This window comes from Caulobacter sp. ALps2 (genome assembly GCF_058681635.1).
On sequence record NZ_CM178743.1, the window covers coordinates 3,322,479 to 3,335,932 of the forward strand.

17 protein-coding genes are annotated in these 13,454 nt (G+C 67.7%); 5 read left to right on the forward strand and 12 right to left on the reverse strand.

Going from position 1 to position 13,454, the window contains the following annotated elements; genetic code table 11:
* Positions 1-5: 5 nt before the first annotated feature.
* The 4 genes from ACW173_RS15790 to ACW173_RS15805 form a co-directional block, all read right to left on the reverse strand.
* Positions 6-1,817, reverse strand: coding sequence for an aminopeptidase P family protein (locus ACW173_RS15790; protein ID WP_492080954.1), 1,812 nt, complete (start codon positions 1,815-1,817; stop codon positions 6-8).
* 53 nt (positions 1,818-1,870) lie between these two features.
* Positions 1,871-2,299 (reverse strand): hypothetical protein, encoded by a 429-nt coding sequence (locus ACW173_RS15795; RefSeq protein WP_492080955.1) that lies wholly within the window; start codon positions 2,297-2,299, stop codon positions 1,871-1,873.
* 61 nt (positions 2,300-2,360) lie between these two features.
* Positions 2,361-3,227: a 50S ribosomal protein L11 methyltransferase gene (locus ACW173_RS15800; protein WP_492080956.1), complete on the reverse strand. Its 867-nt coding sequence runs from the start codon at positions 3,225-3,227 to the stop codon at positions 2,361-2,363.
* Positions 3,228-3,266: 39 nt separating this feature from the next.
* Positions 3,267-3,770: a hypothetical protein gene (locus ACW173_RS15805; protein WP_492080957.1), complete on the reverse strand. Its 504-nt coding sequence runs from the start codon at positions 3,768-3,770 to the stop codon at positions 3,267-3,269.
* Between the two features lie 72 nt (positions 3,771-3,842).
* On the opposite strand from ACW173_RS15805, the gene ACW173_RS15810 reads away from it, so the two are divergent.
* On the forward strand, positions 3,843-5,042 hold the full coding sequence (locus tag ACW173_RS15810; RefSeq protein WP_492080958.1) for a low temperature requirement protein A: 1,200 nt from the start codon (positions 3,843-3,845) through the stop codon (positions 5,040-5,042).
* On the opposite strand, the gene ACW173_RS15815 is transcribed toward ACW173_RS15810, so the two are convergent.
* The gene (locus tag ACW173_RS15815; protein WP_492080959.1) at positions 5,039-5,197 is read right to left on the reverse strand and encodes a hypothetical protein; all 159 of its coding nucleotides are present in this window, start codon (positions 5,195-5,197) and stop codon (positions 5,039-5,041) included. The genes ACW173_RS15810 and ACW173_RS15815 overlap by 4 nt on opposite strands.
* Before the next feature lie 893 nt (positions 5,198-6,090).
* Positions 6,091-8,502, reverse strand: a complete 2,412-nt coding sequence (locus ACW173_RS15820; RefSeq protein WP_492080960.1) for a UvrD-helicase domain-containing protein — start codon at positions 8,500-8,502, stop codon at positions 6,091-6,093.
* A gap of 123 nt (positions 8,503-8,625) precedes the next feature.
* Here ACW173_RS15820 and ACW173_RS15825 point away from each other — a divergent pair, with 123 nt between their 5' ends.
* Positions 8,626-8,835, forward strand: a complete 210-nt coding sequence (locus tag ACW173_RS15825) for a hypothetical protein (RefSeq protein WP_492080961.1) — start codon at positions 8,626-8,628, stop codon at positions 8,833-8,835.
* Positions 8,836-8,837: 2 nt separating this feature from the next.
* Entirely contained in the window at positions 8,838-9,095 is a 258-nt protein-coding gene (locus ACW173_RS15830) for a hypothetical protein (protein ID WP_492080962.1), read from the forward strand.
* Between the two features lie 103 nt (positions 9,096-9,198).
* On the opposite strand, the gene ACW173_RS15835 is transcribed toward ACW173_RS15830, so the two are convergent.
* Genes ACW173_RS15835 through ACW173_RS15845 form a run of 3 tightly spaced genes read right to left on the reverse strand, consistent with a single transcriptional unit; the run spans position 9,199 to position 10,542 of the window.
* The gene (locus ACW173_RS15835; protein ID WP_492080963.1) at positions 9,199-9,408 is read right to left on the reverse strand and encodes a ribbon-helix-helix domain-containing protein; all 210 of its coding nucleotides are present in this window, start codon (positions 9,406-9,408) and stop codon (positions 9,199-9,201) included.
* Positions 9,409-9,426: 18 nt separating this feature from the next.
* Positions 9,427-9,603 carry a DUF4169 family protein gene (locus tag ACW173_RS15840; protein ID WP_492080964.1) on the reverse strand — a complete coding sequence of 59 codons (177 nt, stop codon included), beginning with the start codon at positions 9,601-9,603 and terminating at the stop codon, positions 9,427-9,429.
* 21 nt (positions 9,604-9,624) lie between these two features.
* The gene (locus tag ACW173_RS15845) at positions 9,625-10,542 is read right to left on the reverse strand and encodes a DUF6807 family protein (RefSeq protein WP_492080965.1); all 918 of its coding nucleotides are present in this window, start codon (positions 10,540-10,542) and stop codon (positions 9,625-9,627) included.
* Positions 10,543-10,677: 135 nt separating this feature from the next.
* Here ACW173_RS15845 and ACW173_RS15850 point away from each other — a divergent pair, with 135 nt between their 5' ends.
* Together ACW173_RS15850 and ACW173_RS15855 are read left to right on the forward strand one after the other, a co-directional pair.
* Positions 10,678-10,914, forward strand: a complete 237-nt coding sequence (locus tag ACW173_RS15850) for a DUF2171 domain-containing protein (RefSeq protein WP_492080966.1) — start codon at positions 10,678-10,680, stop codon at positions 10,912-10,914.
* 114 nt (positions 10,915-11,028) lie between these two features.
* Positions 11,029-11,664, forward strand: coding sequence for a glutathione S-transferase family protein (locus tag ACW173_RS15855; RefSeq protein ID WP_492080967.1), 636 nt, complete (start codon positions 11,029-11,031; stop codon positions 11,662-11,664).
* Positions 11,665-11,689: 25 nt separating this feature from the next.
* Here the strand turns inward: ACW173_RS15855 and ACW173_RS15860 are convergent, their stop codons facing one another.
* The 3 genes from ACW173_RS15860 to ACW173_RS15870 all read right to left on the reverse strand — a co-directional run bounded on the left by ACW173_RS15860 (position 11,690) and on the right by ACW173_RS15870 (position 13,454).
* Complete coding sequence (locus tag ACW173_RS15860) at positions 11,690-11,950, reverse strand: hypothetical protein (RefSeq protein WP_492080968.1); 261 nt, start codon at positions 11,948-11,950, stop codon at positions 11,690-11,692.
* Between the two features lie 10 nt (positions 11,951-11,960).
* Complete coding sequence (locus ACW173_RS15865; protein WP_164468815.1) at positions 11,961-12,110, reverse strand: hypothetical protein; 150 nt, start codon at positions 12,108-12,110, stop codon at positions 11,961-11,963.
* Between the two features lie 141 nt (positions 12,111-12,251).
* Positions 12,252-13,454, reverse strand: a complete 1,203-nt coding sequence (locus tag ACW173_RS15870) for a pyridoxal phosphate-dependent aminotransferase (RefSeq protein WP_492080969.1) — start codon at positions 13,452-13,454, stop codon at positions 12,252-12,254.

Here is a 13,454-nt window from a genome sequence, read left to right on the forward strand (position 1 = left end):
GCGCGCTAAAGCGGCGCGCAGACCTCTTCCATCCAGGCGCGGATTTCCGGTTCGACGCGCGGGCCGATCTCGGCCAGCACGCGGGCGTGGTAGGCGTCGAACTGGGCGACTTCCTCGGCCGTCAGCAGGGTCTTGTCGATCAGGCGGCGGTCGATCGGGGCCAGGGTCAGGGCCTCGAAACGGTGCATGGGACGATCCCCGCCCACCACGTCCTCGGCCGGCATCACGACTTCCAGGTTCTCGATCCGGATGCCGTATTCGCCGTCCTTGTAGTAGCCGGGCTCGTTCGAGACGATCATGCCGGGCTGCAGGGCGATGACGTTCGGGGCCTTGGAGATCCGCTGCGGACCCTCGTGGACGCCTAGATAGACGCCGACGCCGTGGCCGGTGCCGTGGTCGTAGTCCAGGCCGTGCGCCCACAGGGCCATCCGCGCCAGGGCGTCGATGGCCGAGCCGGTGGTGCCGGCCGGGAAACGCAGGCGCGCGATGGCCAGGTGGCCCTTCAGCACCAGGGTGTTGCGGTTGACCATCTCGGCCGAGGGCTCGCCGATCGCCACGGTGCGGGTGACGTCGGTGGTGCCGTCCAGATATTGACCGCCGCTGTCGACCAGCAGCAGCGAGCCCATGGCGGCGCGCTCGTTGCTGCGCTCGGTCGGGCGATAGTGGGGCAGGGCGCCGTGGCCGTTGGCCGCGCCGATGGTGTCGAAGCTGAGGTCCTTCAGCCGGCCGGTGGCTTCGCGGAAGCCTTCCAGCTTGGCGACGGCTTCCTTTTCGTCCGGCGGATTGATCTGACCCTCGGTGGCCAGCCAGTGCAGGAAGCGGGTCAGGGCCGCGCCGTCGCGCTTGTGGGCCTCGCGCGTGCCGTCCAGCTCGATGTCGTTCTTGCAGGCGCGGGGCAGGGTGCAGGGGTCCATGGCCCGCACGACCTTGGCGCCGGCGGCGGCCAGCATGTCGAAGTACCAGGCCGAGGACTGAGTCGGGTCGACCACGACGCTCTTGCCCGACAGGTCGCCTAGCGCCTCGGCCAGCTTGTCCGGCGTCTCCAGCGAGACCTGGTTGCCCAGCCAGGCGGGCAGGGCTTCGGTGACCTTGGCCGGCTCGATGAACAGGCGGGCCGTGCCGTCGGCGTTCAGGATGGCTTGCGACAGCGGCAGGGGCGAGCGGATGACGTCGCCGCCGCGAATGTTGAACAGCCAGGCGATCGAGGCCGGGGCGGTGATCACCGTGGCGTCGGCGCCGAAGGCGGCCACCGAGGCCCCGACGCGGGCCCGCTTGGAGCTCGACTCCTCGCCGGCATATTCGACGTGGTGCGGGACGATCGGAGCCATCGGCTGGGCGGGGCGGGCCTCGCCCCAGGCCTCGTCGACCGGGTTGGCGACGACGGGCTTCAGCACCGCGCCGGCGCGGCCGGCGGCGGCCTTCAGCCCGTCCAGGGCGGCGGGGCTGTGCAGGCGGGCGTCGTAGCCGATCACCGCGCCCTTTTCGGCGGTCTCCAGATAGGCGGGCACGCCGCCTTCGACGAGGTCGCGGATCTCGAACACGCCCTGGTCGACCTGATCGCGGACCTGAAGCGTGTAACGCCCGTCGACGAACACGGCGGCGCGGTCCTTGAGGATCACGCCCGCGCCCGCCGAGCCCGTGAAGCCGCTGGCCCAGGCCAGGCGGTCATTGGCGGCGGGCAGGTACTCGTTCTGGTGCTCGTCCTCGTGTGGCACGAGGAAGCCGTCCAGACCCTGCGCGGCCATGGCGGCGCGGATCAGCGGGACGTGCTTGGGACCAAAGGACGGGTCGGTGGATTCATCGAAGGTCTGGCGCATGCCTCGGATGTAATCCCCCGACCCGGCCCTGGAAAGGGTGGATTATTTCAAGCCTATTGGGGCGGCTGCGCCGGCGGATTTTCCGGCGAGGCGGCCTGATCGTTGGGACTGGAGGCGACGCGGTCAGCGGCGTCCTGGGCCGACTGGGCGGCGCTGCGGGCGGCCTCGGCGGTGTCCGCGCGCGCCTGGTCAGCGGTGGCGCGGGCTTCACGGGCGGCGTTTTCCGCGGCCATCTGGGCGTTCTGGGCCGCGCCCTGGGCGCCCTCGACCAATCCGGCTTGGCGACCCTGCTCCTGGGCGGCCTGCAGCTGGTTGGGATCCGAGGTCGTCGGACGCATCATCAGGAAGCCGACGGCGACCACGGCGACGATGGCGATCATGCCGGCGATCAGCCAGCCGGCGGCGCCGCCGCGTTCGCGAATCTCGACGTGACGCTCAACGGGGCGTTCCGGCGGCGGGATATTGGGATCGGTGTAGGTCATCGGGGCGGCTCCTCCAGCCATGGTTCTGGCTGGAGAAACGTGACCCCGATGGCGGAGGTTCCTACGGACGTTGCAGGACGAGGGTCGCCCAGGCGTCGCGGTGGATGCGCGTCACTACCTTGAAGCCGCGCGACAGGTAGGCGGCCTTGACCATCCGCTCCTGGGTGCGCAGCAGGCCCGACAGGATCACCGTGCCGCCCGGGACCAGGGCGTGCTTGATGTCCTGGGCCAGGCTGATCAGCGGACGGGCCAGGATGTTGGCGAACACCAGGTCGTAGGGCGCGTTCACGGCGACCAGCTTGTTGGACAGGCCCGAGGCGTGGACAAAGCGGGCGTTGGCCTTGTTGACCTGGGCGTTTTCCTTGGCGATCCGGACGGACGGCTTGTCGATGTCGGTGCCGACGGCCAGCTTCGTGCCCGTGCGGGCGGCGGCGATGGCCAGCAGGCCCGTGCCGGCGCCGACGTCCAGAACCTTGTTGAACTTGCGGGCCTTCAGCAGGCGGTCATAGGCCTGCAGGCAGCCGACGGTGGTGCCATGGTGACCGGTGCCAAAGGCCGCGCCGGCCTCGATGCGCAGGTTGACGGTGCTGGCCGGCAGGCGGCCGCGGTCATGCATGCCGTAGACGAAGAAGCGCCCGGCGCGCACCGGCGGCAGGCCTGACAGCGCCATGGCCAGCCAATCGGCGTCGGCCAAGGTGTCGCGCACGACCTTCAGGTCGTACTCGCCCAGCAGGGCCATCAGGCTCTCGTCTTCTTCCCGCGTCGTCGGGAAGGCGTCGATGCGCCAGACGTTCTTGTCCTCGTCCTCTTCCAGGATCGAGTAGGTCGCGCCTTCCAGGCCCGGATGGTTGTCGATGGCGTCGGCGGCGGTCTCGGCTTCGACGCGAGTCCCGCGGGCGACGATCTGTTGGGGCGTGTAGTCGGTCATGCCGCTCCGTTAGCGGCAAAGGGCCAAAAAAGCGAGCCTTCAGCGCGTGGTCATGCCGGTCGCGGCGGCGTCGGCCAGCACTGTCGGGATCGCCTGCCGCGGCCGATCCTCGGGCAAGGAGACATCGAGTATGTCGCCGTGCTGGGAAGCCCAGTGCGGGCCATCCGGGTTCGGGGGCGGCGTCGCGGGGCCATGGCTCGCCGGGACGTAGGGCGGGACGTCCATCTCCGGCGGCGGCGTATAGACCGGCTCGTCGTAAGAGACCATCTGCACGGGCGGCGGTTGAGACATCTTCAGGAAGTCGGTGCCGACCACATAGTCGGGGGTCTTGCCGGCCGGCCAGACGGTGGGCTCGGCCACGGCTTCGTAGACGCCTCGGACCGGCTCCATTTCGGCGATGTAGCCAGCGTCCTGCGGCCCAGTCTTCATCGCCAGGCCCGCCAGCACCCCGATCATGGCGCAGGCTGGCGCGCCATAAGCGACCGGGCGGGTCAGGGCGAAGGCTTTCAGGTTATGCAGGATCTGTTCGAGCCGCTGGTCCATGTCGGCATAGCGCGCGAGAGGGACAAATGGTTCGCGAGACTCGTCCTAATCTGGCGGACGAGGAGAGCCCGCATGACCAAGACCCGCCCGCTGCTGCGCGAACGCCACGAGCACCAACACGCCCGCGTCACCTATGTGGAGCTGTTCTTCGACCTCGTCTTCGTGTTCGCGATCACCCAGTTGTCGCATGGGCTGATCGCCCATCCGACGGGCCTGGGCCTGGCGCACACCGGTCTGTTGCTGCTGGCCGTCTGGTGGGCTTGGGTGTTCACGGCCTGGGTCACCAACTGGATGGATCCCGAGCGCACGCCGGTGCGGCTCATGCTGTTCGTGTTGATGGCCGCCGGCCTGGTGCTGTCGGCCGCCATCCCGGACGCGTTCGGCGAGCGCGCCCTGGTCTTCGCCGCCGCCTATGTGTTCATCCAGGTGGGGCGGACCCTGTTCTTTCTGGTCGGCGTCTGGCGCGAGCCGGCCCATCGGCCGAATTTCATCCGCATCCTGGCCTGGATGAGCCTGTCGGCGGTCTTCTGGATCGCGGGCGCCTTCCAGCAGGGCGATACGCGGCTGCTGGTCTGGGCCGTGGCCATGGCCATCGAATACGCCTCGCCGGCCATGGGCTTCTGGACGCCGGGGCTGGGCCGCTCCACCGCCGCCGACTGGTCGGTCGAGGGCGGGCACCTGGCCGAGCGCTGCGCGCTGTTCACGATCATCGCCCTGGGCGAGTCGATCATCGTCACCGGCGCCACCGTCGTCGGCCTGCCGTGGAACGCCGCGGTCATCGCCGCCTTCGCCAGCGCCCTGGTCGGCAGCATCGCCATGTGGTGGATCTATTTCTCGTTCACCGCCGAGGCGGCCAGCGAGGCCATCGCCGAGTCCGAGAACCCAGGGGCGATCGCCCGGGTGGCCTATACCTACAGCCACCTGCTGCCGGTGGCCGGCATCATCGTGGCGGCGGTCGGCGACGAGTGGGTGATCCACCATCCGTTGGGCCATACCGATTTCAAGACGGCCGCCGCCGTGATCGGCGGGCCGGCGCTGTTCCTGTTCGGATCCCTGGTCTTCAAGCTGGCGGTGTTCAGGCGCTGGTCGGCGACGCGGCTCACGGGGCTTGCGCTGCTCGGGGCTTTGATCCCGGTGGCGGGCCATGTCAGCCCACTGGTCCTGTCGGTGCTGTCGACCCTGGCGCTGGTGGTGGTCGGCGCGTGGGAGACGTGGCTGAAGGGACGTGGGCTGCCAGGACGTGGGCTGACAGGATCCGGGACGGCGGGTTAGCCGATCTGGTCGATGACGATGTCGCGCAGCTGGGCGCGGGTCAGGCCGGGCCAAACCCAGTCGGATTGCGTGGGGCGAACTGGCGAGGTCTTGGTGGTCGAAATCATGCGGGGCGCGCGCTTGGCGGCGGCGTCACGGGTAACAGTGGTTTTCATAAAGTTCCAGACAGGGGCCGGGCGTGTCGCCGGACCCGATATACATAAAGGGTGGAGATGTCCGCCCGGGCCGCCGAGGACGGCGGGCGATAGGAGCGCCTGGAGGTTCAGCCGTCTTGGGCTGAAGCGTTTGGCTGCTTCCTGACTAGCATATGGTTAGCCGTCTGTCGCGTTCAAGCCCTGTGGCATGAGGGCGCGGGGATTAAGCCGGCTCTATCCTCGGAATTGGCGAGATCGAACCCAGCGAAATCAACCGCTTGTCGATTTCAGACGCCGCTGAATGATCCGCGTTCAGAACCGCCGCACAATCATAGCCATCCCCGTCGCGGGGGAGGGCGTTTGGATCCGGCCCAAAACGGCGGCGGGGGTAGGTTGAGCGGGGTCGCTGCGCGGTCCCCGGCTGGCTCGTCAGGTCGTACGGCTTACTCTTTAGGAGCGCGTGCGGGTGACGGATCGTCCGGGATCAAGGCCGAGCAGCGGAGCGACAGGGCGGTGATCGTACAAACCGCCTATCGTGGATCGCCGAGCTGGAGACGGATTGAGCCGATCCAGTTGGTCCACGCCCGTCCGGGGGCTCTTGGGGACCCGAGCTGAAATACGCTCACGCCTCCCGTCCTCACGGAAAAAACAGCCTGGCGGAGCGGTCGACGAGCCGAAACGCAAAACAAAACCTCACGGTCTCCGGGTTCGCCCGGCCGCTCCGTCGCCTCCCCACACACCTTCAGCGGGTCGCCGCGTGAAGCCGAGAGCACATGACTCAGCACAGGCCCCAACCTGACCTGCTTACGCAGGTCTGTCCGCCCCCAAGCGGGGCGGAGAGGGAGAGCGCCTTCTCTCCTCCCCCTGTTGGGGGAGGGGGACCGGCGGAGCCGGTGGAGGGGTCGGCGCCGCCCTCAAGCCTTCTCGACGAAACTGTCGATGACCTTCTTCTCTCCCGCCTTGTCGAAGGCCACGGTCAGCTTGTTGCCCTCGATGCTCGAGATCTGGCCGTAGCCGAACTTGACGTGGAACACGCGGTCGCCGCGCGCATAGGCGCTGTTGGTCGGGGCCGAGACGGCGACCAGGCGGCCTTCGCCTTCGATCGGGGCCGAGCGGGCGGAGGAGCCGGCTCGGACGCCTTGCGGGCCCCGCCACGCGGCGTTGCGTTCGCCAAAGCCGGCGGTGCGTTCCTGGGCGCGTTTCCAGCCGGGGCTGTCATAGCTGCCGGCCTGGAAGGCGGACGTGCCGGGATCGTCCCAGCGCGAGGCGGCCGTCGACTGCATGCCGGGGCCGCCGCCGTAATAGCCGGTCTCGGACGCCGCATCGACGTGGGCCAGGGGCAGCTCATCCACGAACCGCGACGGCAGCTGGCTGGTCCAGCGGCCATAGACCTGCCGGTTGGCCACGAAGCTGATGCGGGCCTCCTCGCGGGCCCGGGTGATGCCGACATAGGCCAGGCGACGTTCTTCCTCGAGGCCCTTCTCGCCCTTGTCGTCCATGCTGCGCTGGCTGGGGAACACGCCTTCCTCCCAGCCGGGCAGGAAGACCAGCGGGAACTCCAGGCCCTTGGCCGAGTGCAGGGTCATGATCCAGACGGCGTCGCCGGTCGCCTCGCGGTCCAGGTCCATGACCAGCGACACGTGCTCCAGATAGGCTTCCAGCGTCTCGAAGGCGCCCATCGACTGGACAAGTTCCTTCAGGTTCTCCAGCCGCGTCTGGCTGGTCGGACCCTTGTCCAGGCGCAGGGCGTCGGTATAGCCGCTCTCCTCCAGCACCGTTTCCAGCAGGCGCTGGTGGTGCAGATTGCCGATCAGCGAGCGCCAGCGGTCCAGGTCGCGGATGAAGTTACTCAGCGCCGTCCGCGTGCGGGCCGGCAGTTCGTCGCTGGCGATGATCTGGCGGGCGGCCTCGACGGTCGAGACGCCGCTCAGCCGGGCGATCTGCAGCAGCTTCTGCACCGAGGTGTCGCCGATGCCGCGCTTGGGCGTGTTGACGATGCGCTCGAACGCCAGATCGTCGTCGGGCGACTGGATCAGGCGCAGATAGGCGTGGGCGTCGCGGATCTCGGCGCGTTCGAAGAAGCGCGGGCCGCCGACCACCTTGTAGGGGATCTGCAGCATCACGAAACGCTCTTCGAAGGCGCGCATCTGGAACGAGGCGCGCACCAGGATGGCCATCTGGTTGTACTTGCGGCCCGCCTTCTTGGCCCGCTCGATCTCGTCGGCGACCATGCGGCTCTCGGCCTCGCCGTCCCAGACGCCGCTGACCTTGACCTTTTCGCCGCCCTCGACTTCGGTCCAGAGCGTCTTGCCCAGCCGGCTCTTGTTGGTGTTGATCAGGCCCGCCGCCGCCGCCAGGATGTGCTCGGTGGAACGGTAGTTGCGCTCCAGCTTGACCACCTTGGCGCCCGGGAAATCGCGCTCGAACCGCAGGATGTTGTCGACCTCGGCCCCGCGCCAGCCATAGATCGACTGGTCGTCGTCGCCGACGCAGCAGACGTTCTGGCGGCCTTGGGCCAGCAGGCGAAGCCACAGATACTGAGCGACGTTGGTGTCCTGATACTCGTCGACCATCACGTATTTGAAGCGGCGCTGGAACTCGTCCAGCACGTCGGGATGGCCGGTGAACAGGCTGATATTGTGCAGCAACAGGTCGCCGAAGTCGCAGGCGTTCAGGATGCGCAGGCGCTCCTGGTACTGGCGGTACAGCGAGATGCCCTTGCCGTTGGCGAACTCGCCGGCCTCGCTGGTCGGGACGCGATCGGGCGTCCAGCCGCGGTTCTTCCAGCCGTCGATGATCTGCGACAGGATCCGCGGGGTCCAGCGCTTGGCGTCGATGTTCTCGGCCTCGATCAGCTGCTTGAGCAGCCGCTCGTTATCGTCGGTGTCGATGATCGTGTAGTTCGACTTCAGCCCGACCAGCTCGGCATGGCGACGCAGGATCTGGGCGGCCACCGAGTGAAAGGTGCCCAGCCAGCGCAGACCCTCGGCCTCCGGGCCGATGATGTGGGTGATCCGCTCGCGCATCTCGCGCGCGGCCTTGTTGGTGAAGGTGACCGTCAGCAGCTCCCACGGGCGGGCCTTGCCGTTGGCTAGGATGTGCGCCAGGCGGGTGGTCAGCACGCGGGTCTTGCCCGTGCCGGCTCCGGCCAGGACCAGAAGCGGGCCTTCGGTCGTCTCGACCGCCTCGCGCTGCTCGGGGTTCAGGCCGTCCAGATAGGCGGGCGGCGTGTGACCGCCCGCCGGCGGCTGAGGCCGGGCCAGGTCGGAGATGCGCGGAGAGGGGAGGTCGCCTGGGAATCCAGCCGAGTCATCATCGGGATACATGGGAACATATGTAGCACAAACCTCGCGGGACTTAAGTCCCTACAGGCCAGGAAGCGGAACCTCCGGCGTCGCGTACCGTTGATCCGCCAACAGCAACAACGCCGACATGGCGCGGAGACTCTCATGGCCGAAGGTACCAGCAGTGGCGGTGGCAACAGTGGCTTGGCGTTTATCGTGGGCGGGCTTGTGGTGGTCGTCGCGGTGCTCGCCTTCTTCATGATGTCCGGCGGCTTCACCCAGAAGAAGAAAGTCGACGTCAACATCTCGGCATCGGCGCCCAAGCTGCCCGACGCGCCGAAACTGCCTGAAGCGCCCAAGGCGCCGGGCGGCTGATCATGGCCAAGACCCTCGCCCATGGCGGGCGTCATGCCGAGCATCGCGAAGGCGGCGGCGGCTTTTGGGCCGCGCTGCTGGTGGTGGCGGTGCTGGTTCTGGCGGTCTGGGGCGCCTGGAAGCTGGGCGTGATGGCCGGCGACAAGGTCGACCTGCGTCAGCGCATCAGCGACATCCCATCGGCCCTGCGCAAGGCTCCAAACCCGCAGCCCATGCCGATCCCGACGCAGCGGCGGCCGGCGGTGGAGCAGGGGCGGTAGCGGCCGCACTCGTCCTTCGACAGCCGCGGGATGAGGAGAACTTTTGACGCCGTGCCCGTAGAAACCTCATCCTGAGCTTGTCGAAGGACCAGGTTTCGGACCCTCAGCCGCCCGCTCGCGCCAAAGCGAACACCCGGCAAGCCGAGGCGAGGGGACGCTCCCCGCGCTCCAGGTCGATCCTCTGGATCAGGCCGGCGAGGCTCAAGGCTTCGGCGGTCGCCGCGCGTTCCAGCACGGCCCAGAACTCGGGCTCCAAGGCCAGCGAGGTCGCGTGGCCGGCCAGGTTCACCGAGCGTTTTTTCAATCCAGCCATTTAACGCCCATTGGGATCTCAGTCCTCGCGCTTGGCGCCGTCGAGGTCGCGCCTCTGCTTGTCGGCGCGGGCGGCGTCCAGGGTCTTCTCGACCTTGCCGCGACCGAACTTGACGCGGTTCTCGGCGGCGCGGGCCTTGTCGTCGGCCTTGGCCTTGGCCTTGCGGGCCTGGTTCAGATTGACGATGTCGGCCATTCTTCTCGATCTTTCAGGGCTCTATGGGTTTTTCTTCTTCGCGCCAGTCTTTTGGGCGACCGGACGGATGACCAGCGTCTCCCGCAGCCGCAGCGCCTCGTCCTTCTTCAGGACCAAGGGCGCGCGGCCGGGGAAGACGCAGTTCTGCATCGAGCGGTCATTATACAGCATCCAGCGCGTCACCGCCTGGCCGTTCGCCTTGCAGGCCAGGCCCACCGCCCAGGCGGGCGAAGCCGCGTCGGTCCAGGCAAAGCCCATATTGGCCCCGGCGGTGATGGCGCCGCCGTTCGGCGTGATCGTCTTGCCGCCCGACGAGAAGGTCAGGTGTTCGGGATCGACCAGGCGGATCGAGAAGCCGCCGAAGCCGCGATCGTCCTCGCTGCCGCCCAGGCCCAGGGCGTCGATGCGCGAGGTGATCGTGGTGTCGAACTCCACCCGCCGCGCGCCGGCCCTTAGAGGCCGCACCGTGACCTTGGTGGTCTCACGGGCGACATAGACCAGCTCCGGCCCGGAATTGACGATCCAGTCGACGTCGACCGTCAGGGTCCCGCCGCCCTCGGCGTCGCCCAGGAACGACTTCGAGCGGACGAAATAGGTCAGGCCCTTCATGTACCAGCCATCGGCGACCGTCTTGCCGCTCGATTGGACCTTCATCCAGGCCCACCAGACGCCGCGCTGGTGCGGATGGTCGCCAGGCTTGTCCTCGGTCAGGGCCGTACCGTCGGGCGCGTAGAGCGCGCCGACATAGTTCGAGCGCCCCGGTTCGCCCGCCGGATCCAGCGGCTTGGCGCGATAGACGAGCACGGTCTTGCCGGCCTCGGTCAGGGTCACCGAGTCGTCGGCGAAGGCGGCGTCGACCCGCTTGCCGATCGCGGGATCGGCGAAGGCGGGGCTGGCCGCCAGCAGCAGGGCGGCGGCGAGAAGGGCGCGGAAGCTCATGCCTCGTCCTCTAAATCACTCGGAACGTATCAAGAACAATCCATGCGTGCATGGCAAGCTGAAACTTGACTGGTGGCGTGGCCGTTTGATGTCCCGAGGGACCGCGATGGTCTCGCTTAACCCAGGAGACGACGGATGATCGACCTCTCGCAGATCAAGGAACACCAGGAAGTGGTCGGCTCGGACGGTGGCCATGTCGGTCGGGTGGACCACATCGCCGGCGGCGAGATCGAGCTGGCCAAACTGGACCTGGGCGGCGGCTTCAAGCACCACCTGATTCCACTGTCGTGGGTGGAATATATCGATGACGACAAGGTCCACCTGGCCCTGACCAAGGAAGACGCCAAGGCCCAGTGGCGCGAAAAGCACTGAGCCGGATCGGCTGGTGAACGCGAAAGGCCTCCGTTCGCGAGAGCGGGGGCCTTTTGCTTGACCATGGGGCAGAAGCAGCCGCCTATCCGCGCCCATCAGCGCGGAGGGTCCGGCATGTACACGCTCTATGGTTCGCCCAGCACGGCCGGCACGGCCATCCATTGGATGCTGTTGGAGCTGAACGTCCCGTTCGAGGTCCGCCTGCTGGACTTCGACAAGGGCGAGCACAAGGCGCCGGACTATCTGGCGCTGAACCCGGACGGCGTGGTGCCGACCCTGATCATCGACGGCGCGCCGGTCACCCAGATGGCCGGGATCGCGACCTTGCTGGCAGAGCGCCACCCGGAGGCCGGCTTCGCCCCGCCGCTGGGCACGGTCGCGCGGGCCGAGTATCTGAGCTGGACCCTGTGGCTGGCCAACAGCTTTCAGCCGAACTTCCGCGCCTGGTTCTACCCGCACGAACCGGCGGGCGGGGAAGCGCGGGAGGCGGTGAAGACGGCCGCCCGCGAGCGCATCGAGGCGGGGCTGGCGCGGATGGACGCGCGGCTGGCCGATCGCGACTATCTGGTCGGCGATCACTTCACGACGGTCGACCTGCTGGCGACGATCCTGTGCCGCTGGACGCGCGACATGCCCAGGCCCGCGACGGCGTGGCCGAACCTCAAGCGCTATCTGGACGCCATCCGCCAGCGTCCGGCGCTGCGGGAGGTCCATGTGCGTGAAGGGCTGACGGATTGGATCAACGACTAGCCGATCCGCTCGGAAAGCTAGGCGATCACCGGCCACCGCCGGTGATTTCCTTGATCAACGTCTGGACCGGAGCCTTGCCGCCGTTGTTCCAGACGAGCTTCAGATAGGCCAAGGTGCGCTCGGCGGCGTCGTCGAACTTCCACTCGCAGTTTTCGAAACGGCAGTTGTCGAAGATCGGCGCTTCGCCGCCAGCATAGATCAGCCGACACCCACGAAATTCGCAGCTCGAGAAGTGCTCGCCGTCCAGGGAGACGGTCTCGTGGTTATACATCGTCGAATGAGTCACGCGCGGTCTTTCAGTTGTCGTCTTGTTCCCGGGGAGGGAGTTCGTCCGACTGGGCGGCCTGCTTGGCCGCGGCTTTCTCGGCGGCCTTTTCAGCGGCCTTGCGAGCTTTCTGGCGCTCGCGTTCCTGGCGTTCGAAGGAGTAGTTCGGTGTGCGCGCCATGTCGGCGACCTCCAGTTGGCCGCCAAGCGCGACAGCTATCCCTTAGCGTGCTTATGCCGCCGCGGGTTTCGGCGCCAAGGCCGGATCGGTAAAAATCGCCCGCCAATCCACCCGAGAGCGGACCGGCGTGGCGGGGAATGATTACTTCACGCTGGCGCAGAAGCGCTGGATGCGCTGGCAGGCGTCTTCCAGGACGTCGTTGGCGGTGGCGTAGCTGATGCGGAAGAACGGCGACAGGCCGAAGGCCGCGCCGTGCACGACCGCCACGCCCTCGGCTTCCAGCAGTTCGCCGGCGAAGTCCTCGTCGCTCGTGATGACCTTGCCGCTGGGGGCGGTCTTGCCGATCAGGCCGGCGCACGAGGGATAGACATAGAACGCGCCTTCCGGCGTCGGGCAATGAATGCCTTGGGCCTGGTTCAGCATCGACACGACCAGGTCGCGGCGCTCCTGGAACAGCTTGGCGTTCGGCTTGATGAAGTCCTGGGTCCCGTTCAGCGCCTCCAGCGCCGCCCACTGCGAGATCGAGCAGGGGTTGGAGGTCGTCTGGCTGATCATCTTGCCCATGGCCTTGATCAGCGCCTCGGGACCCGCGGCGTAGCCGATGCGCCAGCCGGTCATCGAATAGCCCTTGGAGACGCCGTTCATCGTCAGCGTGCGGTCGTAGAGCTTGGGCTCGACCTGGGCGATGGTGGTGAACTCGAAATCGTCGAACACCAGGTGCTCGTACATGTCGTCGGTCAGCACCCAGACCTGCGGGTGGCGCAGCAGCACGTCCGCGATCGCCCGCAGCTCGGCGCGCGTATAGGCGCCGCCCGAGGGATTGGACGGGCTGTTAATGATCAGCCACTTGGTCTTGGGCGTGATCGCCGCTTCCAGGGCTTCCGGCGTGATCTTGAAGCCGCTCTCGGCCGTGGTCTCGACCGAGACGGGCGTGCCGCCGGCCAGCAGGGTCATGTCGGGATACGACACCCAGTACGGCGCGGGGATGATCACCTCGTCGCCCGGGTTCAGGGTGGCGACGAAGGCGTTGAAGATCACCGGCTTACCGCCCGGGGCGACGTGGACCTGGCTCGGCTTGTACTCCAGGCCGTTCTCACGCTTGAATTTGGCGCAGATGGCGGCCTTCAGCTCGGGCATGCCGTCCGGGTCGGTGTACTTGGTCTTGCCGGCCTTGATCGCCTCGATCGCGGCATTCTTGATGTTGTCCGGCGTGTCGAAGTCCGGCTCGCCCGCCGACAGGGCGATGATGTCACGGCCGGCGGCTTTCAGCGCGCGCGCCTTGGCGCTGATGGCGATGGTGGCCGACGGTGCGATGCGCCGCAGCGCGGCGGACTCGAGCGACAT